This is a genomic window from Pseudomonas sp. S60, from assembly GCF_016647865.1.
GTDB classification, from domain to species: Bacteria; Pseudomonadota; Gammaproteobacteria; order Pseudomonadales; family Pseudomonadaceae; genus Aquipseudomonas; species Aquipseudomonas parafulva.
Genome location: NZ_JACVVH010000017.1, coordinates 1 through 21,003, shown reverse-complemented (window position 1 = coordinate 21,003; position 21,003 = coordinate 1). Strand labels below are relative to the sequence as shown.

General features: G+C 63.7%; 19 protein-coding genes. 12 read left to right on the top strand and 7 right to left on the bottom strand.

Features of this window, described 5'->3' with window-relative positions; genetic code table 11:
• Positions 1–4: 4 nt before the first annotated feature.
• From uvrA to IAE33_RS10575, 5 genes are all read right to left on the bottom strand, one after another.
• On the bottom strand, positions 5–2,518 hold the full coding sequence (gene uvrA / locus IAE33_RS10590) for an excinuclease ABC subunit UvrA (protein ID WP_201163468.1): 2,514 nt from the start codon (positions 2,516–2,518) through the stop codon (positions 5–7).
• Between the two features lie 179 nt (positions 2,519–2,697).
• Positions 2,698–2,916 carry a YgdI/YgdR family lipoprotein gene (locus IAE33_RS10585; protein ID WP_028634099.1) on the bottom strand — a complete coding sequence of 73 codons (219 nt, stop codon included), beginning with the start codon at positions 2,914–2,916 and terminating at the stop codon, positions 2,698–2,700.
• A gap of 48 nt (positions 2,917–2,964) precedes the next feature.
• A complete protein-coding gene (locus IAE33_RS10580) occupies positions 2,965–4,452 on the bottom strand; it encodes a DASS family sodium-coupled anion symporter (RefSeq protein ID WP_201163467.1) in 1,488 nt (495 codons plus the stop codon).
• A gap of 56 nt (positions 4,453–4,508) precedes the next feature.
• The gene (locus IAE33_RS24720) at positions 4,509–4,637 is read right to left on the bottom strand and encodes a hypothetical protein (protein WP_268933253.1); all 129 of its coding nucleotides are present in this window, start codon (positions 4,635–4,637) and stop codon (positions 4,509–4,511) included.
• A 38-nt stretch (positions 4,638–4,675) separates the two neighbouring features.
• Positions 4,676–5,341, bottom strand: a complete 666-nt coding sequence (locus IAE33_RS10575) for an HAD family hydrolase (protein WP_201163466.1) — start codon at positions 5,339–5,341, stop codon at positions 4,676–4,678.
• A gap of 91 nt (positions 5,342–5,432) precedes the next feature.
• Here IAE33_RS10575 and lexA point away from each other — a divergent pair, with 91 nt between their 5' ends.
• Genes lexA through IAE33_RS10555 form a run of 4 tightly spaced genes read left to right on the top strand, consistent with a single transcriptional unit; the run spans position 5,433 to position 11,172 of the window.
• Positions 5,433–6,050, top strand: coding sequence for a transcriptional repressor LexA (gene lexA / locus IAE33_RS10570; protein WP_028634096.1), 618 nt, complete (start codon positions 5,433–5,435; stop codon positions 6,048–6,050).
• Positions 6,050–6,670 (top strand): translesion DNA synthesis-associated protein ImuA, encoded by a 621-nt coding sequence (gene imuA / locus IAE33_RS10565; protein ID WP_201163465.1) that lies wholly within the window; start codon positions 6,050–6,052, stop codon positions 6,668–6,670. The genes lexA and imuA overlap by 1 nt, the downstream gene beginning before the upstream one ends.
• 6 nt (positions 6,671–6,676) lie before the next feature.
• A complete protein-coding gene (locus tag IAE33_RS10560; RefSeq protein ID WP_201163464.1) occupies positions 6,677–8,095 on the top strand; it encodes a Y-family DNA polymerase in 1,419 nt (472 codons plus the stop codon).
• Positions 8,092–11,172, top strand: a complete 3,081-nt coding sequence (locus tag IAE33_RS10555; protein ID WP_201163463.1) for an error-prone DNA polymerase — start codon at positions 8,092–8,094, stop codon at positions 11,170–11,172. Before IAE33_RS10560 ends, IAE33_RS10555 begins: the two co-directional genes overlap by 4 nt.
• 31 nt (positions 11,173–11,203) lie before the next feature.
• Here IAE33_RS10555 and IAE33_RS10550 read toward each other — a convergent pair whose 3' ends face one another.
• Positions 11,204–12,025 carry an aldo/keto reductase gene (locus tag IAE33_RS10550; RefSeq protein ID WP_201163462.1) on the bottom strand — a complete coding sequence of 274 codons (822 nt, stop codon included), beginning with the start codon at positions 12,023–12,025 and terminating at the stop codon, positions 11,204–11,206.
• A complete protein-coding gene (locus IAE33_RS10545) occupies positions 12,013–12,918 on the bottom strand; it encodes a LysR family transcriptional regulator (protein ID WP_201163461.1) in 906 nt (301 codons plus the stop codon). Before IAE33_RS10545 ends, IAE33_RS10550 begins: the two co-directional genes overlap by 13 nt.
• A 142-nt stretch (positions 12,919–13,060) precedes the next feature.
• Here IAE33_RS10545 and IAE33_RS10540 point away from each other — a divergent pair, with 142 nt between their 5' ends.
• The 8 genes from IAE33_RS10540 to IAE33_RS10505 all read left to right on the top strand — a co-directional run bounded on the left by IAE33_RS10540 (position 13,061) and on the right by IAE33_RS10505 (position 20,775).
• Complete coding sequence (locus IAE33_RS10540) at positions 13,061–13,759, top strand: CoA transferase subunit A (protein WP_201163460.1); 699 nt, start codon at positions 13,061–13,063, stop codon at positions 13,757–13,759.
• Positions 13,760–13,794: 35 nt separating this feature from the next.
• Complete coding sequence (locus IAE33_RS10535) at positions 13,795–14,451, top strand: CoA transferase subunit B (RefSeq protein ID WP_028634089.1); 657 nt, start codon at positions 13,795–13,797, stop codon at positions 14,449–14,451.
• Between the two features lie 113 nt (positions 14,452–14,564).
• Positions 14,565–16,022 (top strand): short-chain fatty acid transporter, encoded by a 1,458-nt coding sequence (locus tag IAE33_RS10530; RefSeq protein WP_201163459.1) that lies wholly within the window; start codon positions 14,565–14,567, stop codon positions 16,020–16,022.
• A 227-nt stretch (positions 16,023–16,249) separates the two neighbouring features.
• Complete coding sequence (gene eppA / locus IAE33_RS10525) at positions 16,250–16,426, top strand: EPS-associated small membrane protein EppA (protein WP_169338815.1); 177 nt, start codon at positions 16,250–16,252, stop codon at positions 16,424–16,426.
• A gap of 251 nt (positions 16,427–16,677) precedes the next feature.
• Positions 16,678–17,235: a polysaccharide biosynthesis/export family protein gene (locus tag IAE33_RS10520; RefSeq protein ID WP_201163458.1), complete on the top strand. Its 558-nt coding sequence runs from the start codon at positions 16,678–16,680 to the stop codon at positions 17,233–17,235.
• A 25-nt stretch (positions 17,236–17,260) separates the two neighbouring features.
• Positions 17,261–18,376 carry a hypothetical protein gene (locus IAE33_RS10515; protein WP_201163457.1) on the top strand — a complete coding sequence of 372 codons (1,116 nt, stop codon included), beginning with the start codon at positions 17,261–17,263 and terminating at the stop codon, positions 18,374–18,376.
• Positions 18,377–18,395: 19 nt separating this feature from the next.
• Complete coding sequence (locus tag IAE33_RS10510) at positions 18,396–19,958, top strand: GumC family protein (protein ID WP_201163456.1); 1,563 nt, start codon at positions 18,396–18,398, stop codon at positions 19,956–19,958.
• Between the two features lie 10 nt (positions 19,959–19,968).
• Positions 19,969–20,775, top strand: a complete 807-nt coding sequence (locus IAE33_RS10505) for a CpsD/CapB family tyrosine-protein kinase (protein ID WP_201163455.1) — start codon at positions 19,969–19,971, stop codon at positions 20,773–20,775.
• The last annotated feature ends 228 nt before the right edge of the window (positions 20,776–21,003 follow it).

Here is a 21,003-nt window from a genome sequence, read left to right as displayed (position 1 = left end):
TGTGTTACAGCGCCTTGGCCAGAAATGCTGCAGTGCGGCTGCCGTCGCAGCGGGCTACGTGCTGCGGCGTGCCGCACGCTACCACCTTGCCCCCAGCATCGCCGGCACCCGGCCCGATATCGATCACCCAATCGCTTTGCGCTACCACGCGCATGTCGTGCTCGACCACCACCACGCTATGCCCGCCGTCCACCAGCCGGTTCAACTGCACCAGCAGGCGGTCGATGTCCTGCGGGTGCAGGCCGTTGGTGGGCTCATCCAGCACGTACAACGTCGCGCCGCGTGCCGTGCGTTGCAGCTCGGTGGCCAGCTTGATCCGTTGGGCCTCCCCGCCGGACAGCTCAGTCGCTGGCTGGCCCAGGCGCAGATACCCCAGGCCGATATCCTGCAACACCTGCAAGCAGCGCCGCACGGGGGGCTGCTCGGCAAACGCCTGCAGGGCCTGGTCTACCGTCAGTTGCAACACCTGGGCGATGTTCATGCCCTGCCAGGTCACTGACAGGGTTTCGGGGTTGTAGCGGGCCCCATGGCAGGTGGGGCAGGGCGCGTACACGCTGGGCATGAACAGCAGCTCGACGCTGACGAAACCTTCCCCCTCGCATGTGGGGCAACGGCCCTTGGCCACATTGAAGGAGAACCGCCCGGCGTCGAACCCCTGCGCCTTGGCCTGTTCAGTGGCGGCGAACAGCTTGCGCACATTGTCGAACAAACCGGTGTACGTCGCGAGGTTGGAGCGGGGTGTGCGGCCGATGGGTTTCTGGTCCACCTGCACCAGGCGCTTGATGCTGCCAAGGCCTGCACTCACATGGCCGCTGCTGGCCTGTTCCGGTTCATCTTCCAGGCTCTGTTCCGAGGGGTCGCCGGCAGGTTCACCCTGGCCCAGGTGTGCGCTCACCAGCTCCAGCAACGCCTGGCTCACCAGGCTCGATTTGCCCGAGCCCGAAATACCTGTCACCGAGGTAAAACAGCCCAGCGGGAAGGCTGCACTCAGGTCGGCAAGGTTGTTGCGGGTCACCCCTTCGAGGGTCAGCCAGTCCTTGGCCTGGCGGCGCTCAGGGCTGGCCTTGGTCTGCTCGCCGAACAGATAGGCCGCCGTGCACGACGCCTTCACCTGTGCCAGCCCTTGTGGTGGGCCGCTGTACAGGATATTGCCGCCGTTCTCCCCGGCCGCAGGGCCTACATCCACCAGCCAGTCAGCGCGGCGCATGGTATCCAGGTCGTGCTCTACCACATACACGGAGTTGCCTGCCTGCTTGAGCCGCACCAGGGCATCGAACAAGGCTTCGCTGTCGGCCGGGTGCAACCCCGCAGAGGGCTCGTCCAGTACGTAGACCACGCCGAACAGCTGTGAGTTGAGCTGGGTGGCCAGGCGCAGGCGTTGCAGCTCGCCAGACGACAACGTGGGGGTGCTGCGCTCCAGTGCCAGGTAGCCCAACCCCAGGTCGAGCAGGGTTTCGATGCGCTCCAGCACTTCATGGGCGATCCGTTGCGCGGCCAGGCGCTTCTCTACGGTCAGTTCGCCGTGTTGTGTCAGGTAGTCGGACGCAGCCACCTTGCGCAACAGGTGCGCCAGTGCCTGCAAGGGCAGTTGCGACAGCTCGGCGATGTCCAGCCCGGCGAACGTCACACCCAGTGCCTCGCGCTTGAGACGCTTGCCGCCACAGGCAGGGCAGGGGCTTGGGCGCATGAAACGGGCGACGCGTTTACGCATTTGCGCGCTCTGGGAATGCATGAACGTATGTAGCACATAGCGCCGGGCGCCCATGAACGTGCCCTGGTAGCTCGGTTCCTGCTTGCGTTCCAGTGCCGCGCGGGTCTGTGCAGGTGTCAGGCCGGCGTACACCGGCGCGGTGGGCGTTTCTTCGGTGAACAGTATCCAGTCCCGTTGCGCCTGTGGCAGGTCGCGCCAGGGCACATCCACGTCATAACCCAGGGTCACCAGGATGTCGCGCAGGTTCTGCCCTTGCCACGCCATGGGCCAGGCGGCCACGGCCCGTTCGCGGATGGTCAGCGACGGGTCCGGCACCAGGGTGGCTTCGTTGACCTCGTACACCCGCCCGAGGCCATGACATTCAGGGCAGGCGCCCTGGGGTGTGTTGGCAGAAAAATCCTCGGCATACAGCATCGGCTGCCCGGCCGGATACTGCCCGGCCCGCGAATAGAGCATGCGGATGGAACTGGACAGCGTGGTCACGCTGCCGACCGAAGACCGTGCGCTGGGCGTGCCGCGTTGCTGTTGCAGGGCAACTGCCGGGGGCAGGCCGTCGATGGCATCCACGTCCGGCACACCCACCTGGTCGATCAGGCGGCGGGCGTAGGGCGCCACGGACTCGAAATAACGGCGCTGGGCTTCGGCGTACAACGTGGAAAATGCCAGCGACGACTTGCCCGAGCCAGATACGCCCGTGAACACCACCAGGGCGTCACGTGGGATGTCTACATCAATGTTCTTGAGGTTGTGCTCGCGGGCGCCGCGCACCTGGATGAAACCGCTAGGGGGGAGGGGACGTGGTGTCATCGGGGCAGTCTTTGGCGGTAAGGTGAATTTACGTTACCAGTAAAGTCGATGGAGTACAGCATCCACCCTGCGCAGATTAAGCGCGTACCCAGCCCCAAGCCTACGTGGGTGTTGATGCATACGACAACGCCCGCGAAGGCGAGGGGCTTCGCGGGCGCCGTTGTCAAAGCATGCAGGGGTTACTTCAGGTTGCGAATCGTCAGCACCGAATCCCGGTTGATCTTCTGGGGTTTACCGTCCAGCAATTTGAACTCAAAGAAGCCGCTCTGCTTGTCGTACTTCGGCGTATCCAGTGTTTGCAGCTCGCGACCGTCTTTGAGAATCATCGAGGAAGGTGTTGCGCATCCGGCCAGAAGGCACAGGCCCACGGTGACGAAGATGCGTTTGAGCGAATTCATGACAAGGCTCCAGGTGTGAAATGTGACCCGTTAGGGGATCGTTGAACTTCAGATCCAACCCAGCCAGCTCCAGTACGTGCTGGCAAACACCAGCAACAGCACATAGCCAACCAGGGTGACGAGTATACCGACACGGGCGAATTGCTTGGGGTTAAAGGTGTCGGTGCCCAGGCAGACCATGTTCTGCGGGGCGTTGATCGGCAGGATGAAACCAAAGCTCACGGCAAAGCCGAGCAGCATGGTCATGCCGACCCGGCTGAATTCGCTGGGTAGTGTAAGCAGCACGGCCATGAGGATCGGCAGCAGCGCCGAGGTGAGTGCGGTGGCGCTGGCAAAGCCCAGGTGAATGACGATCAAGAAGGCGCTGAGTATCGCGAACACGCCCAGGGGTGAAATGCTGTCGAGCCCGGTGTGGCTGACCACTTGTGCGCCCAGCCACTGGCCGGCCTGCGTGGTCAGCAGTGCGGTGCCCAGGCTGATACCTACACCGAACACGATCACCGTGCCCCACGGGATGCGCGACTGCACGTCTTTCCAGGTCATCACGCCAAAACGGGGCAACAGCAGGATAACCAGCCCGGCATAGGTGGTGGTCGTGGTGTCCAGCGCATGCAACCTGCCTTCAGTGGCCCAGGCCAGCAACAGCAGCAGCGAAACCATGCCCAGGCGCTTCTGCGCGGCGGTCATGGGGCCGAGCTCGGCCAGGCTCTGTTTCACGGCGTCCAGGCCGCCTGGCACGCTGTCGCTCTCGGGCGGCAGCAGTTTCAGCACCACCACGATCAGCACCACCGACATGATCACTGCCCAGGGTGCGCCGGCAACCAGCCAGTCTATCCACGACACGCGCTGGCCGAGCATCTTGTCCATGAAGCCTACGGTCAGCAGGTTCTGCGCCGCGGCGGTCTGAATGCCGACGTTCCAGATGCTGGTGCCCTGGGCAACGATGATCATCAGGCCGGCGGCGATGTGCGAGCGTTTGGCTAGGCCAAAAGCAGCGATGACGCCCATCATGATGGGCACTACGCAGGCGCTGCGGGCTGTTGCGCTGGGCACCACCAGGCTCAACAGCACGATCACCAGCATGGCGCCGAACAGAATGCGCCGGGTGCTGGCGCCGACCTTGGTCAGGGTGACCAGGGCGATGCGTTTGTCCAGGCCTGTGTGGGTCATGGCCGCCGCGATGAACAGCGCGCCGACCACCAGCGCCAAAGCCGGGTTGGAAAAACCGCTCAGGGCCATCGACACGCCGGCCGATGAGCCATAGATGACGGTGGGGTCCTGCAGCGTCGGCGCCATGCCAATCAAGACCGCCATCAGTGAGGTGATCATGATGGCACTGGCTTCGTAGGAAACCGCCTCAGTCACCCACACCGTCACCGCGAATGCCAATATTGCCAGCATCCGCTGCCCGGCGACCGGTAACGCTTCGGGCAGTGGCAAGAACAGCACGATCACCATGGCCAGCACCGCGACGATCAGTCCAGGCGGAAAACGTAGCGGCTGTGGCGCGGTGGTGGGTGAGGCACGTTCACTCATGGGATTCTCGCAGTACAGTTAAGAGATTCGAGCGCGCGTGGCTGCGCAGCTCGCACTCACTGACGGTAGGCCGCGCCCCAGTGACGCACTGCTTCAATGGCAACGTCTTCAGCACTGCCGCCAGTCAACGCCAGAATACGCTCGTTGGCATGCTCGCTCTTGATGTCGATCAGCTGGTTCGGCAACTTGGCCAGGGCCTGTGGCGTGGCAGACGGCGCATCCGTCAGCCCGCCTCACCGCGTTTGGCCAACAACGCCCACAAAGCTGGCGCTTCAAAATCGTCAATCACCAACCCCGCACCCGCAGCCATCAACCGTTCCGGCGTCTGCGTGGTCGCAACCCCCACCGTGAAAATGCCTGCTGCATGCGCCGCCGCGACCCCGGGCAGGGAGTCTTCGAAGGCCAGGGCCTGACCCGCTTCGGCGTTCAGGTGCTGCAAGCCGGTGAGGTAGGGCAGGGGGTCGGGTTTGGGGCGGGCCAGTTCGTCTGCCACCACCACGTGCTCGAACCGCTCGGCCAGGCCCATGGCCCCCAACATGTGCTGCGCATTCAGGCGGGGTGCGTTGGTGACCACGCAGATGCCCATGCCTGACGTGTTGGCGTAATCCAGCAGGCGCAGCAAGCCGGGCAGCGGTTGCAACGCCGGCGAAAGGCTGCGGAACAGGGCCTCCTTGCGGTCAGCCAGCGCTTTGCATTGCTCAGGGCTGGCACCGGCAAACAATTCGGCGAACAACTGGCCGTTGGCGCGGCCACTGACCTGGGCATCGAACTGTGCCTGGGTGAGTTCGCGGCCATCGTGCTCGTTCAGCAACTGGCGAAAAGCCTGCAAGTGCAGGGTGTCGGTGTCGGTCAGGGTTCCGTCGAGGTCGAACAGCAGGGCGGTGAGCATGGGCAATCCAGTGGTGAACGCATGAGCTTCAGGATCATAACCAAACCTGACGACGAAGGGGGCTGTTCAGTGTGCTACGAAAAGAGTACAAATGTGCTCCATGGACAATCTCACCCCCAAACGCCGCGCCATTTTCGAATTCATTCGGGCGCGCATCACCGAACAAGGCCAGCCGCCGAGCCTGGCGGACATTGCCGTGCACTTCGGTTTTGCCTCGCGCAGTGTCGCGCGCAAGCACATAACCGCCCTGTGCCAGGCCGGTTACATCGACGTCACCCCTAACCAGGCCCGGGGCATCCGCCTGGCGCAGCCGGTACGCCGCCCGGAAATCCTCGAGCTGCCGGTATTGGGCCAGGTGGCTGCGGGTGCGCCCATCGGCCCGGACCTTGGCATCCACGAGCAGCTGCTGCTGGACCCGAGCCTGTTCCGGCGCACGCCCGACTACCTGCTCAAGGTGCGGGGCGACTCGATGATCGGCGACGGGATTTTTGACGGCGACCTGGTTGGCATTCGCCAGCAGGGTGACGCTCGCGACGGGCAGATCGTGGTCGCCCGGCTGGACGGCGAGGTCACCATCAAGCGCCTGCAGCGCCTGGGTGAGGGCTATCGCCTACTGCCCCGCAACCCCGCCTATGCGCCAATCGACGTGCAGCCTGGCCAGGAGTTCTTCATCGAAGGCATCTTCTGCGGCCTGCTGAGGCGCGACTGATGGGCGCTGTCGTCGATCTGGACCGGCTGCTCGACCAGCGTCGGGTATGGCGTGGGCGCCAGGCACAGGTACAACCCAAGGCATTGCAGCCAACCGGGCATGCCCGGCTGGACGAACGTCTACCGGAAGGCGGCTGGCCGGCTGCGGCCCTTACCGAGCTGCTGTTGGCCAGCCCCGGCTGTGGTGAATTGCAGTTGATGTGGCCCGCCATGGCACGGCTCACCGCCGAAGGCGGGCGTGTGGTGTTGGTGGCACCGCCGTTCATCCCGTTTGCGCCGGCCTGGCAGGCGGCAGGCATTGATTTGCGCTGGCTGGTACAGGTAGATGCCGAGCAGGCAGACACCCTGTGGGCGGCCGAGCAATGCCTGCGCTCAGGCAGCTGCGCGGCGGTGGTGTGCTGGCCAGAGCGGGCTGATGATCGGGCCCTGCGGCGCCTGCAGGTGGCGGCCGAAACCGGCCAGGCACTGGCGTTTGCCTGCCGCCCGCACCAGGCGCAGCTGAATGCTTCGCCCGCTGCCTTGCGCATCGCCATCGACACACGGCCAGCACAATGGCGGGTGATCAAAAGCCGGGGGGGCATGCCGCCTGCCATGCCCATCGCCTGCCCCGGGCAGGGGTGATGCCGCATGCTTTGGGCCTGCATCGTGTTCCCGCAATTGGCGCTGGACAGCATCCTGCGCGAGCGCGACGACCCTGACACGCCGTTGGTGCTGCTGGGCGGCCCCGCCCAAAGGCGGGTATTGCAATCGGTAAACCCGGCAGCGGCTTCACTGGGCCTGCGGGCGGGGCAAACCCTGACGGCGGCACGGGCCTTGGCTGAGGCCTTCACCTGCCTCGAGGTGGATGCCAAACGTATTGATGCCCTGCAGCAGTTGCTGGCTGCCTGGGCCTATCGGTTCAGCGCCCAGGTCAGCCTGCATTACCCCCGGGCACTGCTGCTGGAGGTGGGGTCGAGCCTTAAGCTGTTCGGCCCCTGGCCCGCGTTTCAGGCACGCTTGCGCGAGGAACTGGCCGAGCTGGGCCTGCGCCAGCGCATCGTGCTGGCCAGCAACCCGGTCGCCGCACGCATACTGGCCAATGCTCATGATGGCCTGGCGGTCAGCGACGCAGATGCCACGCGCATGGCGCTGTTGAGCATGCCGGTGCAACGGCTCGGGCTGCCAGCCGACGCCGCCGAAGCGTTCGCCCGCATGGGCCTGAAGCAGCTGGGCCAGGTGTTGGCGCTGCCCCGTAGTACCCTGGCCAGGCGCTTTCCTGCCCAGGTGCAACTGCACCTTGACCAGTTACTGGGCCTGCGCAGCCTGGGGCTGGACTTTTATCAGCCCCCAGACCGCTTCGAAACCCGGCTGGAGCTGAATTTCGACGTGGCGTCACACCAGGCGCTGCTGTTCCCCCTGCGGCGCATGCTCAATGACCTGGCCGCCTTCTTGGCGGGGCGTGACTGCGGTGTGCAACGTTTTCGCGTGTACCTGGAGCATGCCCAGGGCGCCGATACCGAGCTCGACGTCGGCCTGCTGGCCGCCGAGCGTGACGCCGGCATGCTCTTGGAGCTGGCCCGTGGTCGCCTGGAGCCACTGCGCCTGCCGGCCCCGGTGCGTAACCTGCGCCTGGTGGCAGATGACCTGCCCCCATTTGTGCCCCAGCACCAGGCCTTGTTCGCCCCCCGTGCCCAGCAGCTACAACCTTGGGAGCAACTGCGCGAGCGCCTGCGTGCACGCCTTGGCGATGAAGCCGTCAAGGGGCTGCTTGCCGCCGCCGATCACCGGCCCGAGCATGCCTGGCAGGCGGTCGAGCAGGGGGCCCTGGGCAACATGCCGGTCGCACCGGGCAGTCGCCCGGGCTGGCTGCTGGCCACGCCCACGTTGCTCGATGGCCTGGCGTATCAGGTGCAGGGGCAGGCCGAGCGCATAGAGTCCGGCTGGTGGGATGGGGGTGACGTGCGCCGCGACTATTACCGCATAGAAACCCGTGAAGGCCTGCGCGGTTGGGCCTACCGTGACCTCAGCCAGGGTGGCCCGTTGTGGCTGCAGGGTTGGTTTGCATGAGCATGACGGGGTATGCCGAACTGCACTGCCTGAGCAACTTCAGCTTCCAGCGTGGGGCTTCCAGTGCTGATGAGCTGTTCAGGCGTGCACGTGAGCTAGGTTACGAGGCGCTGGCCATCACCGATGAGTGCACGCTGGCGGGCATCGTGCGTGCCTGGCAGGCGGCCAAACAGCATCAGTTGCGGCTGATCGTGGGGAGTGAAGTGCAGGTGCACGACGGCCCCAAGCTGGTGTTGCTGGTGCAGGACCTGGCCGGCTACCAGAACCTGTGTGCCCTCATTACACGCGCGCGGCGGCGAGCCGCCAAAGGCCAGTACCAGCTGTTGCGTGACGACCTGCAAGCGCATGCCTACGGCCTGCTTGCCTTGTGGGTGCCTGATGGAACCAGCGACGCAGCCACCGGGCAGTGGCTCCAGGGTTTGTTCAATCAACGCCTGTGGCTGGCCGTGCACATGCACCGCGACCACGACGATGCCCAGCGGCTGCAGCGCCTGCTGGGCCTGGCGCGCACGCTGGGCATCGCTGCGGTTGCCTGCGGTGATGTGCACATGCACATACGCGGTCGGCGCGCGTTGCAGGACTGCATGACGGCCATTCGGCAGCACTGCACGGTTGCCGAAGCGGGGCGGTTCCTGTTCGCCAACGGCGAACGGCATTTGCGTGCCCAAGAGCAGCTCGCTGAACTCTATCCGGCCGATCTGCTCGCTCATACCGTGGCTATTGCGCAATGTTGCCACTTTGACTTGAGCGAACTGCACTACACCTACCCCCAGGAACTGGTGCCAGGCGGCCATACGCCGGCGAGCTGGTTGCGTCACCTGTGCGAGCAGGGCTTGCCGTTGCGCTGGCCCACGGGGCCGACCGCCAAGGTGCGGGCCGTGCTGGAGCGGGAGCTGGGCCTGATCGAAGAACTGGGCTACGAAAGCTACTTTCTTACAGTGCACGACATCGTCGCCTTTGCCCGCAGCCAGCACATCCTCTGCCAGGGCCGGGGTTCGGCGGCCAACTCGGTGGTGTGTTTCGTACTGGGCATCACCGAGCTGGACCCGATGGAACACCGCCTGCTGTTCGAGCGGTTCCTGTCCCGCGAGCGCAACGAGCCGCCCGACATCGATGTGGACTTCGAGCACGACCGCCGCGAGGAAGTGATCCAGTATGTGTTCCGTCGCTACGGCCGGCACCGTGCGGCGTTGACGGCAGTGGTCAATACCTATCATGCAGCCGGTGCCGTGCGGGATGTGGCGCGGGTGCTGGGGTTGCCCGCCGACCAAGTGGATGCCCTGGCCAAGTGTTGCGGGCGCTGGACCGACCGCATCCCGGACTCGCAACGCCTGGCGGAGGCGGGTTTCGATGCCGCCAGCCCGTCGCTGCGCCGGGTACTGGTACTGGCCGGCAAGCTGATCGGCTTCCCTCGCCACCTGTCGCAGCACCCCGGCGGCTTCGTGATCTCCCAGCAGCCACTGCACCAGCTGGTGCCCGTGGAAAACGCAGCCATGGCCGAGCGCACGGTGATCCAGTGGGACAAGGACGACCTGGATATGGTCGGCCTGCTCAAGGTCGACGTGCTGGCCCTGGGCATGCTCAGCGCCCTGCGCCGGTGCTTCGACCTGCTGTACCAGCACAGGGGCCGTACGCTTACCCTGGCCACCATCCCCCCGGAGGACCCAGCCACCTACGCCATGATCAGCCGGGCGGAGACCATGGGCGTGTTCCAGATCGAGTCGCGTGCGCAAATGGCGATGCTGCCGCGGCTGAGGCCACAGACGTTCTACGATCTGGTCATCGAAGTGGCCATCGTGCGCCCCGGCCCGATCCAGGGCGACATGGTGCACCCCTACCTGCGCCGCAGGCTGCAACAGGAGCCTGTCACCTACCCATCGCCCAAGTTGAAGGAAGTGTTCGAACGAACCCTGGGTGTGCCGTTGTTCCAGGAGCAGGTGATGGAGCTGGCCATGGTTGCCGCCGACTACAGCCCCGGCGAAGCAGACCAGTTACGCCGCAGCATGGCCGCCTGGAAGCGCCATGGGGGCCTGGAACCGCACCGTGAGCGCCTGCTGCAGGGCATGTTGCGCAACGGTTACGAGGTGGCCTTTGCCGAACGCATCTTCGAGCAGATCAAGGGCTTTGGCAGCTACGGCTTCCCCGAGTCCCACGCCGCCAGTTTCGCCCTGCTGTGTTACGCCAGCAGTTGGCTGAAGTGCCACGAGCCGGCCATTTTCACCTGTGCCCTGGTCAACAGCTGGCCGATGGGCTTCTACAGCCCCGACCAGTTGCTGCAGGAGGCCCGTCGCCAGGGGATCGACGTGCGCCCGGTGGATGTGTGCCACAGCCACTGGGATTGCAGCCTTGAGCCTTGCCCGCAGGGCGTGTTGGCCATCCGCATGGGGTTGCGCCTGGTCCGTGGCCTGGCCGAGGCCGATGCGTTGAGGCTGGAGCAGGCGAGGGCACAGCAACCTTGGCGAGATGTAGAAGACCTGTGCCTGCGCGCTGCACTGGGCAGCCGCGCCCGTGCGCACCTGGCTGACGCCGGTGCCTTGCGCTCGCTGGCGCGCCACCGGCACCAGGCCCGTTGGGAAGTGGCCGCCGTGCAGGCGCAGTTACCCCTGTTCGCGAACGTGCAAGCAGCACCGGAAGCGCGGGTTGAGCTGCCCGCGCCAACGGTGGGCGAAGACCTGGTGGCAGACTACCAGGCCCTCGGCACCACCCTGGGCCCGCACCCGCTGACGCTGCTGCGTTCACGGCTGCGCGCACTGGGCTGCCGCAGCTCCGGTGAGCTGGCGGGTGTGGAGCACGGTGATGCCATTGCCATGGCGGGGCTGGTGGTGGGCCGGCAGCGCCCGCAAACCGCCAGCGGCGTCACATTCGTCACACTGGAAGATGAACACGGCATGGTCAATGTGGTGGTATGGCGCGACCTGGCCGAACGGCAGCGGCGGGCCCTGGTGGGCTCGCAGCTGCTCAAGGTGAGCGGGCGGCTGGAGCAGGAAAATGGCGTGCGGCACCTGGTCGCCCGGCGGCTGGAGGATGTCAGCCAGTTGCTGCAGGGCCTGGATGTGCGCAGCCGCGACTTCCACTGACCGCCACTGCAGGCCGCCCGCCAACGCGGGTTTACACCATCGCCAGGCGCTGTTTGCGTATCGGGCCCGGGAAGGCCTGGTCAATCGCCTGTAGATCCTCTTGGGTCAGGGCCAGTTGCCCGGCACCGGCGTTGAGCCTTACGTGCTCTGGCGCAACCGCCTTGGGGATGGCCACAACCGTGTCGTGCCGCGTTACCCAGGCCAGGCACACCTGTGCGGGTGTGGCGCCGTGCCGTTCAGCGACCTGGCGCAGCACCGGGTGCTGCAACAATTGCCCGGCCTGGGCCAAGGGGCAGTAGGCCATGATCGGCATGGCGTGCTGTGCGCACCATGGCAGCAGGTCGAACTCGATACCGCGCTGCGCCGGGTTGTACAGCACCTGATCAGTAGCGCAGCCAGTGCCGTGCAGTTCCTGAAGGTCATTCACATCGAAGTTGGACACGCCCCAACGGCGGATCTTGCCTTGCTCGTGCAGGCGCTCGAAGGCTTCGACCGTTTCTTCCAACGGGTGCTGGCCTGCCCAGTGCAGCAGGTACAGGTCGATGCAGTCAGTGCCCAGGCGCGCCAGGCTGCGCTCGCATGCTGCCGCCATGCCGCGCCTGCTGGCGTTGTGCGGGTACACCTTGCTGACCAGAAACACCTGGTCGCGCCGGCCGACCAGCGCCTGCCCGACCACCTGCTCGGCCCCGCCCTCGGCATACATTTCAGCGGTATCGATCAGGGTCATGCCCAAGTCGATGCCTTGCTGCAAGGCCCGCACTTCTGCAGTTTTCTGCGCCGGGTCTTCCCCCATGTACCAAGTGCCTTGGCCAATGCAGGGCACCTGTTGGCCTGCCAGTGTCACGTTACGCATGTCACCTCCGGTATTTGGGTAGTGGAAAGCAGCACCTCGAGCAGCGCTTGCGCTGCGGTAGACAATTTGTGTTCGCTCAGGGCGATCACGCCGATACGTCGCTCGACCGTGGGCTGCACCAATGGCACACAACAGGCGCCCAGCTCCTGCATCTGGTTGATGCACAGCGCCGGCACCGCACTCACCCCCAGGCCGCTGGCCACCATCCGTCCTACGGTAGACAGCTGGTGGCTTTCGAACGCCACCGCCAACCGGCCATGCTGCGCCGCCACGTTCTGCTCCATCAGCAGCCGTACCGCCGACGGGCGTTGCAGGGCGACGAAATCTTCCGCCATCAGTTGCGCCCAACTGACCTGGGCCAAACGGGCCAACGGCGATTCGGCGGGCACCACCGCCACGAAGCGGTCCATGTACAGCGGGTGGAAATGCAGCCCATCGACATTGTCGGGTTCAAAGCCAATGCCCAATTCGACGCGGCGATGGCGCACCAGTTCCTGTACCTGCTCGTTGATCACGTCGTGCACGGTCACGTTCACTTTCGGGTAACGCTGGCGGAATACCTTCAAGGAGTGGGGCAGCAGGTTGCCGGCAAACGAGGGCATGGCCGCAACGGACACCCGGCCCAGTTGCAGGGTGAAACGCTGGCGGAGCATTTCTTCGGTGTCATCCCAGTCGGCCAGCAGGCGTCGGGCCAGCGGCAGCAGCACCTCCCCTTCGGCTGTAAGGCTGACGCTGCGCGTGGTGCGGGTGAGCAGGGCGCCCCCCAGGTTTTCTTCCAGGGCTTTGATGGTGAGGCTCAGCGCTGGCTGTGAAATGTGCAGGTGTTCCCCGGCCTGGGCGAAGCTCTGGAACTTGGCCACGGTGACGAAGGCACGCAGCTGTTTGACATTCATGGGGCTCGCCTATGCTTTGATTTGCAAACGTTATCAATCGATGACGAAAACAAAATTAACAAATCAGTTGCTTGCGGTGAAGATGTGTACACACGCTCACCGACAGCCTCGTCGGTTCTACAACTACAAAAGGCGGATCAGCATGGCCGGACTGGACAAGCGCGTTGCAACTTACGAACAGGCCCTCGAAGGCCTGACCGATGACATGACGGTACTGGCCGGTGGGTTTGGCCTGTGCGGTATTCCCGAAAACCTTATCCAGGAAATCAAGCGCCGCGGCGTCAAAGGCCTGACCGTGGTTTCCAACAACTGCGGTGTGGATGGCTTCGGCCTGGGTGTATTGCTCGAGGGCCATCAGATTCGCAAGATGATTGCCTCTTATGTGGGTGAAAACGCCGAGTTCGAACGCCAATTGCTCAGCGGCGAGCTGGAGGTGGAGCTGACCCCCCAGGGCACCCTTGCCGAGAAAATGCGCGCCGGCGGCGCTGGCATCCCTGCCTTCTTCACCGCCACCGGCTACGGCACCCCGGTTGCCGAAGGTAAGGAGGTACGCGAATTCAACGGTCGCCAGTACATCCTGGAAGCGTCCATCACCGGTGACTTCGCCATCGTCAAAGGCTGGAAGGCCGATCACTACGGCAACGTGGTGTACCGCAACACCGCGCAAAACTTCAACCCGCTGGCGGCCACCGCTGGCAAGGTTACCGTGGTGGAAGTGGAAGAGATCGTCGAGCCTGGCGTGCTGCTGCCCAGCGAGATCCATACCCCCGGCATTTACGTGGACCGGGTCATTGTCGGCACCTTCGAAAAACGTATCGAAAAGCGCACCGTCAAGGCCTGAGTGCCACCTTCCAGAACAACAACGAGATCCTGACCATGGCACTGACCCGCGAACAAATGGCGCAACGCGTCGCCCGTGAACTGAAAGATGGCTACTACGTAAACCTGGGCATCGGCATCCCCACCCTGGTGGCCAACTACGTACCGGCAGACATGGATGTGATGCTGCAGTCAGAGAACGGCCTGCTGGGCATGGGCGAATTCCCCACCGAGAGCACGCTCGATGCCGACATGATCAACGCTGGCAAACAAACCGTCACCGCCCGGGTGGGGGCGTCGATCTTCGATTCGGCGCAGTCCTTCGCCATGATTCGCGGCGGCCATGTAGACCTGACGGTGCTGGGCGCGTTCGAGGTGGATGTGCACGGCAACATCGCCTCGTGGATGATCCCCGGCAAGCTGGTGAAAGGCATGGGCGGCGCCATGGACCTGGTGGCGGGTGCCGAGAACATCATCGTCACCATGACCCACGCCTCCAAAGATGGCGAGTCCAAGTTGCTGCCCCAGTGCAGCCTGCCCCTGACCGGTGCGGGTTGCATCCGCAAAGTGCTCACCGACCTTGCCTATCTTGAGATCGAAGACGGCGCCTTCATCCTGCGCGAGACAGCGCCTGGCGTGAGCATTGAGGAGATCGTGGCGAAAACCGCCGGCAAGTTGATCGTGGCCGATGACGTGAAGGAAATGACCTTCTAAACCACATGCTGCAACCCCGCAGCCGCAGGCCCACCCGCGCAGGATCCGGCATTTGCACCGGTGTATGCGCGGGCACGCCTGTTGCTGCGGGGTTTGGTTGTTGTTAGCTGAAAATGCTGCACCCCGATAAAACCAATAAAAGGAACGACACTGTGGCCGCTGAAATTCAAGACAGCCGCTCCGCCCGTTTTGCTTTGCGCTGTTCCAACTGGGCCGAACGCTGGTTCCCCGACTCCTGGGTATTCGCCGCGCTGGCGGTATTGCTGGTATGCATCGGTGCCCTGGCCATGGGGGCCAAGCCACTGGATACCGCCAAGGCGTTTGGTGACGGGTTCTGGAGCCTGATCCCCTTCACCATGCAGATGGCCTTCGTGGTGATAGGCGGGTATGTGGTCGCCAGCTCACCCCCTGCTGCCCGCCTGATCGACCGGTTGGCACGTATCCCGCGCAATGGCCGCACGGCGGTGTGCTGGGTCGCACTGATCTCGATGTTGGCGTCGCTGCTCAACTGGGGGCTGTCACTGGTGTTTGGTGGGCTGCTGGTGCGTGCCCTGGCCAGGCGCACCGACCTGAACATGGACTACCGAGCCGCAGGCGCCGCCGCCTACCTGGGCCTGGGTGCCGTGTGGGCGCTCGGCCTGTCATCTTCGGCGGCCCAACTGCAGGCCAACCCCGCCAGCCTGCCGCCGTCGATCCTATCGATTACTGGGGTCATTCCTTTCACCGAAACCATCTTCCTGTGGCAGTCCGGGGTCATGCTGGCAGCGCTGGTGCTGGTCTCGCTGGTGATCGCCTATGCCACCGCGCCCGGGCCCAACAGCGCCCGCAGCGCCGCCGACTGTGGTGTCGACCCCAGCTTCAGCGCACCGCCTGCCCCCCAGCGCACCCGGCCGGGTGAATGGCTGGAGCACAGCCCCTTGCTGATTCTACTGCTGGTGGCGCTGGCCGCGGGCTGGCTGTACCAGGAGTTCGCCAGCAAACCGGCGATCACCGCCATCTCCGGGCTGAACACCTATAACCTGCTGTTCATCATGGTGGGCGCGCTGCTGCATTGGCGCCCGCGCAGTTTCCTGGACGCTGTTGCCCGGGCGGTACCCACCACCACGGGCGTACTGATCCAGTTCCCGCTGTACGGCTCGATCGCGGCGATACTCACGCAGGTGAAAGGCCTGGACGAGCAGACCCTGGCCCACCACATTTCGCTGTTCTTCACCCAGATCGCCACCCACGACACCTATGCGGTATTGATGGGCGTGTACTCGGCGGTGTTGGGCTTCTTTATCCCTTCCGGGGGCGGCAAGTGGATCATCGAGGCGCCTTACGTGATGCTGGTGGCCAATGACCTGCAGTACCACCTGGGCTGGGCGGTACAGATCTACAACGCGGCCGAAGCGCTGCCCAACCTGATCAACCCGTTCTACATGCTGCCGCTGCTCGGGGTACTGGGGCTAAAGGCACGTGACCTGATCGGTTTCTCCTTCGTGCAGTTGCTGGTGCATGTTCCGCTGGTGCTGTTTTTGCTCTGGGCGTTGGGGGCTACGTTGCAATACGTGCCCCCTGTAATGCCCTGAGCTCTCCCCGATACAAACGCCTGATGGCGAGGTGGCCCATGCCCATGGGCCGCCGAAAGCGGGTGTCGTTTTTTTGACTAATTCGCTCAACCTCCATTGATTTATATTATGGTGTCGGATCATTGACGTAATAGCACCCTGCCCATAAGCTCAGATCAACACCGCAGCAAATCCCGCATCATCGCGCCAATAACTCATTGAATAGCCTGTTAAAAAGGACGGGGCGTATGCGCACGACACTGATTATCAAATCTCTCTTCTTGCTGGTGCTGTTGAGCGGGGCGGCGAGGGCGGCCGATTCGTATATTAATCAGACCAGTATCATTCCTGTTTCAACGGCGGTCTGGTTCTTTGCCTTTGCCGTGGTGGGCTTCGTGGCGGTGGCCAATAGAAGAAAGATTTGAACAGCTGTACCGGGGCTGCATGTTCACGGTTGGCGTGCTGGGGCACCTGGCTTGTGAATTTGCCAACCATTGCTATATTGCCAGTACCCCCGGCTAATCCAGGGTCACTGGGCAAGTAACGCAGGGTATTGCAAGGGCCTTCAGGACGAAATACAGGCCGTCGCGGGGTGTAGACCCGCGAAGCGGAGCGAGAGTCGGTGTGTTGTTCTCTTCAGTGCTCTAAGTCGGGCCATCTGGCCGGAGGGACCCTCATGGTGCGTTCATTGATTGCCGTCGTAGGCTTGCTGGTAGCGTGGTCGGGGCAGGGCATGGCGGCGCCAAGCGCGCCAGCGTATCTGCTCAGCCCTGGCGATGTGGTGATGATCTCCGTGTGGCAGGAAGACAGCCTGCGCCAGGAAGCCACGGTGTTGCCGGACGGCAGCATTACCTTTCCCCTCGCCGGGCGCATCGATGTTGCCGGCCTGGACGTGACGGCGGTGGAAAAACAGGTCGCCACCAAACTCGAGAAATTCCTGCCAGACCCGAATGTGAGCGTGGTGGTGAAAAGCATCGCCGGCAACTTGGTGTATGTACAGGGCAAGGTGATCAAACCCGGCCCTGTGCAGATGGCCGGGCCCACGGCAGTGTTGCAGGCCCTGAGCATGTCGGGTGGGCTGGACAAGTTTGCCGATGAAAGCGAAATAAAGGTAGTGCGCGGCAGCGGTGCTTCCCAAAGGATCCTGCCCGTGCGATACAAGGACCTGGTGTCGGGTCGTGACATGTCGACCAACTTCCAACTTCAGGCTGGCGACACGCTGGTCGTTCCTTGATCCTGCCTTTAAATAAGTACATTCAATGCCTTTTCTAAAAACAACTCGCATTGCAACGGCACTCCTGGCGTTGCCGCTTACCGGTAGCGCGCTGGCAGCAACTTGGCAATCCACCGTAGTTGTACCCACCTCGGTCGAATACGACAGCAACCCGTTATTGTTGCCCTCCGGCGAGAAAGGCGTGACCCGCACGCTCATCGCCCCCGACTACACCTTGATCGGCAACTTTGACCGCGACGAATTGAGATTCGGCCTGGGCCTGCACGTGTTGCGCTCATCCAACACCAACGTGGTCGACAACCGCGAGGACCCGGACATCAGCCTGGGCTGGCAGCGCACTACCGAGCGCGGGCAGTTTGGGTTACTGGCCCGCTACAACGAAAGCTCCACCTTGTCGGGCACGGTGCTCGATACCGGTGTGGTGACCACCGACGGTACGCAAAAGCTCTATACGCTGAGCGGTAACTGGAGCCAGGCCGTCACCGAGCGCAGCACCCTCAGCAACGAAACCACCTTCAACCGTGCTCGCTACGACATCAGCAGCCTGACCGGCTACGACGAACTGGCGAACGTTTCGACCTGGACGTATGCCTGGAGCGAACGGGCCGATGTGTATACCCGCTTTGGCGTGCGGCGCTACGAGCCCGAGCAGGACCTCACCGCCACAGCCTCCAACAGCTACAGCCCGGCGGTGGGTGTGAAGTACCGGATTTCCGAGAACTTCAGTGCCGATGCCCACCTGGGCGTGAACAAGGTGTCCGGCCCTCAGGGCGGCCGCCGCGGTGAGGGCGGTGTGTCGCTGCTGTATACCGGCGCCCGGACCGACGCCAGCCTGACGGTGGAGCGCAGTACCGTAGCCAGCGCCCAAGGTGGTTTTGCCCAGCTTGACCAGGTCCGAGGCGTGTGGAGTTATGCGCTTGATGAATTGACCCGGGTGGGCGCCGACGCCGCCTGGCAGGACAGCAAGGGGCAGATCCCCAACACCTTGCAGATGTACAGCGTGTGGGCCAGCAGGCAATTCTCGCCCTATTGGGACCTGCGTCTATCGTTGATGTACAAGGAGCGGCAGCAGGACCTTCAGGGTGATGCCACCGCCACGATCGTTGGTTTGACATTGACGTACAGGTACCCCGACATCTGAACCCATGGCAGGTGGCCCCATGAAATCCGACTACGAGCTGTCTCTCAGAGATTACATCGCCATTATCAAGGAACGGGCCCTGGTGCTGGGGGTGAGTGCAGCGGTCATTCTGGCTGCCACTGTAGCGGTAGCGTTGATGGTGCCGCCGATCTACCAGTCGACCGGCACCATCCTGGTGGAATCGCAGCAGATTCCGCCCGAGCTGGTGTCCACCAACACCACCACCTTTGCCGATGAGCGCATCGAGTTGATCCGCCAGCGGGTGATGACACGGGAAAACCTGCTGCGCATCATCGACAAGTACAGCCTGTTCGCCGACAAGCGCCTGAGTGAAGGCGACAAGATCGATCAATTGCGCAACGCCATCGTGGTGGAACCCCTGACCACGTTCGTGAGGGGGCGCGGCGAGGCCACCGTGGCGTTCAACGTGTCCTTCGAGCATCGCCAGCCCGAAGTCGCCAAGCAGGTCACCGACGAACTGGTGACGCTGTTCCTCAACGAAAACCTCAAGCAGCGCACAGAGCGGGCCAATGAAACCACCGAGTTTCTGACCCAGGAGGCAGACAAGTTGGGTGCTGAGCTCGCCAGCCTGGAAAACCAGCTGGCCGACTTCAAACAGGCCCATGCCAATGCCCTGCCCGAACACCAGACCCTGCGCATGAACATGTTGTCCCGCTCAGAGCTGGAGTTTCGTGAAGTGGACCGCGACTACAAGGCTGCGCAAGAAGAACTGCGCTACCTGGAGCTGGAGCTGTCGGCCGCCAACGCCGGCCTAGCCACCAAAACCGGTGATGCAGCCCGGCCCGCCAGTGCCGACCAGCCCCAGGACCTTGCCAGCCTGAAAGCCGAATACGCGCGCCTGCTGACGCGTTACAAGGAGGCCCACCCAGACGTGGTGGCGGTGAAGCGCAAGATCCAGGCCCTTGAGGCCAGCGGCAACCCTACTGCCGTGGCCTCCACTGTGAGCCTTGATGCTGCACGGGTGCGCGCCAAGATGAGCGCAGCTCAGGAGCGCATCACGTCGCTGGCTGACCAGAAGCGCGAGCTGACCAAGAAGATGGAAGGCTACGAAGCCGAGATCCTGGAGGCTCCGCAGGTTGAGCGTGGGCTGGTGACCTTGATGCGCGACCACGACAACGCCCGCAAAAAATACGAGGAAATCCGCGCCAAGGAAATGGGCGCCAAGATCACCGAAAGCCTGGAGCAGGAAAACAAGGCCGAGCGCTTCGTGCTGCTGGAGCCGCCGCTGATGCCCGAGAAGCCGATCAAACCCAACCGCAAGAAAATCGCCGCACTTGGCCTGGTGCTGGCACCTGCCGGGGGTGGGGCGTTGGTGGTGCTGCTTGAACTGTTCAACCAGCGGGTGCGGGGCGTCGGCGCCCTGGAAAACCTGTTGGGCAAGCGTGTGCTGGTGGCCCTGCCGTACATCGATACGCGGGCCGACGTTGCCCGGCGCAAGCGCTGGCGCAACGGGCTGATCGTGGCAGCCTTGGTGCTGGCGGCTATCCTGTTGGTGCTGATACACCTCTTCTACATGCCACTGGATGTACTGCTGCTCAAATTCACGTCCAAATTTGCATAGGGAAGCAGTGATGGACAGGATCAAGCCCGCTGTTGGCAATGACGTTCACCCCGTCACACCCGGCACACCCCAGGCAATCACACCCCCACCGGGTACAGCCCTGGCCGAGGTGCCGGGGCAGTTCGATTACGTGAACACCCAGGTGGTCGCGTTGCGCGCAGACCATCTGGAGCGCCACCGTATCGTTGCCTACAACAAGAACTCGGTGATGAACGGCCCCATTGACCTGCTGCGCACCCAGGTGCTCAGGGCGATGGAAGAAAACGGCTGGCGCACGTTGGCCATCACCTCGCCCACGCCGGAAGCGGGCAAGACGGTGTTGGCGATCAACCTGGCGATGAGCATCGCCCACCACACTACCAGGACCGCCTTGCTGGTGGACTTCGACCTGCGTCGGCCCAAGGTGGGCAGCACGCTGGGGTTACCCATGGAGCGTTCGCTCAACGAGTTTTTGAACGATCAGGCACCGCTGCAGGATTGCCTGGTCAACCCCACCTTGCCCCGGTTCGTCGTCTTACCCACCCGCGTGCCGGTGCCGATGTCCACCGAAGTGCTGTGCTCGCCCAAGGTGAACCATTTGATCGGGGAGTTGCGCAACCGGTATGAGTCGCGCATTTGCATCTTCGACCTGCCGCCGTTGCTCAGTTCGGACGATGCCATCACCGTGATGCCGAAGTTCGACTGTGTGCTGCTGGTGGTGGCCAATGGCATGAACAACAAGAAGGAAATCGAAGATTGCCTGCATCACCTGGGGACGGTGAACTTGCTGGGGACGGTGCTGAACAAGGCCGACGAGAAGCCACGGACGTATTATTGATCCAAGTAGGAGCGAGCGAAGCTCGCGATGGGGCGCCTGGCGCCCCCTGCAACCTGTGACCCAACGCTGATATCGCCGGGGCTGCGTTGCAGCCCATCGCGACCTGCGGTCGCTGGCGCACATATCCCCCCCGTAGGAGCGAGCGCAGCTCGCGATGGGGCGCCCAGCGCCCCCTGTAACCTGTGACCCAACGCTGATATCGCCGGGGCTGCGTTGCAGCCCATCGCG

Excerpts from the sequence above, each read along its gene's own strand:
- IAE33_RS10555 (WP_201163463.1), top strand. The coding sequence starts at position 8,092 with ATGAGCATGACGGGGTATGCCGAACTGCACTGCCTGAGCAACTTCAGC.
- uvrA (WP_201163468.1), bottom strand. The coding sequence starts at position 2,518 with ATGACACCACGTCCCCTCCCCCCTAGCGGTTTCATCCAGGTGCGCGGC.
- IAE33_RS10585 (WP_028634099.1), bottom strand. The coding sequence starts at position 2,916 with ATGAATTCGCTCAAACGCATCTTCGTCACCGTGGGCCTGTGCCTTCTG.
- IAE33_RS10545 (WP_201163461.1), bottom strand. The coding sequence starts at position 12,918 with ATGAATGTCAAACAGCTGCGTGCCTTCGTCACCGTGGCCAAGTTCCAG.
- IAE33_RS10530 (WP_201163459.1), top strand. The coding sequence starts at position 14,565 with ATGCTGCACCCCGATAAAACCAATAAAAGGAACGACACTGTGGCCGCT.
- IAE33_RS10540 (WP_201163460.1), top strand. The coding sequence starts at position 13,061 with ATGGCCGGACTGGACAAGCGCGTTGCAACTTACGAACAGGCCCTCGAA.
- IAE33_RS10575 (WP_201163466.1), bottom strand. The coding sequence starts at position 5,341 with ATGCTCACCGCCCTGCTGTTCGACCTCGACGGAACCCTGACCGACACC.
- IAE33_RS10560 (WP_201163464.1), top strand. The coding sequence starts at position 6,677 with ATGCTTTGGGCCTGCATCGTGTTCCCGCAATTGGCGCTGGACAGCATC.
- lexA (WP_028634096.1), top strand. The coding sequence starts at position 5,433 with ATGTGCTCCATGGACAATCTCACCCCCAAACGCCGCGCCATTTTCGAA.
- IAE33_RS10515 (WP_201163457.1), top strand. The coding sequence starts at position 17,261 with ATGCCTTTTCTAAAAACAACTCGCATTGCAACGGCACTCCTGGCGTTG.
- eppA (WP_169338815.1), top strand. The coding sequence starts at position 16,250 with ATGCGCACGACACTGATTATCAAATCTCTCTTCTTGCTGGTGCTGTTG.
- IAE33_RS10505 (WP_201163455.1), top strand. The coding sequence starts at position 19,969 with ATGGACAGGATCAAGCCCGCTGTTGGCAATGACGTTCACCCCGTCACA.
- imuA (WP_201163465.1), top strand. The coding sequence starts at position 6,050 with ATGGGCGCTGTCGTCGATCTGGACCGGCTGCTCGACCAGCGTCGGGTA.
- IAE33_RS10550 (WP_201163462.1), bottom strand. The coding sequence starts at position 12,025 with ATGCGTAACGTGACACTGGCAGGCCAACAGGTGCCCTGCATTGGCCAA.
- IAE33_RS10535 (WP_028634089.1), top strand. The coding sequence starts at position 13,795 with ATGGCACTGACCCGCGAACAAATGGCGCAACGCGTCGCCCGTGAACTG.
- IAE33_RS10520 (WP_201163458.1), top strand. The coding sequence starts at position 16,678 with ATGGTGCGTTCATTGATTGCCGTCGTAGGCTTGCTGGTAGCGTGGTCG.
- IAE33_RS10580 (WP_201163467.1), bottom strand. The coding sequence starts at position 4,452 with ATGAGTGAACGTGCCTCACCCACCACCGCGCCACAGCCGCTACGTTTT.
- IAE33_RS10510 (WP_201163456.1), top strand. The coding sequence starts at position 18,396 with ATGAAATCCGACTACGAGCTGTCTCTCAGAGATTACATCGCCATTATC.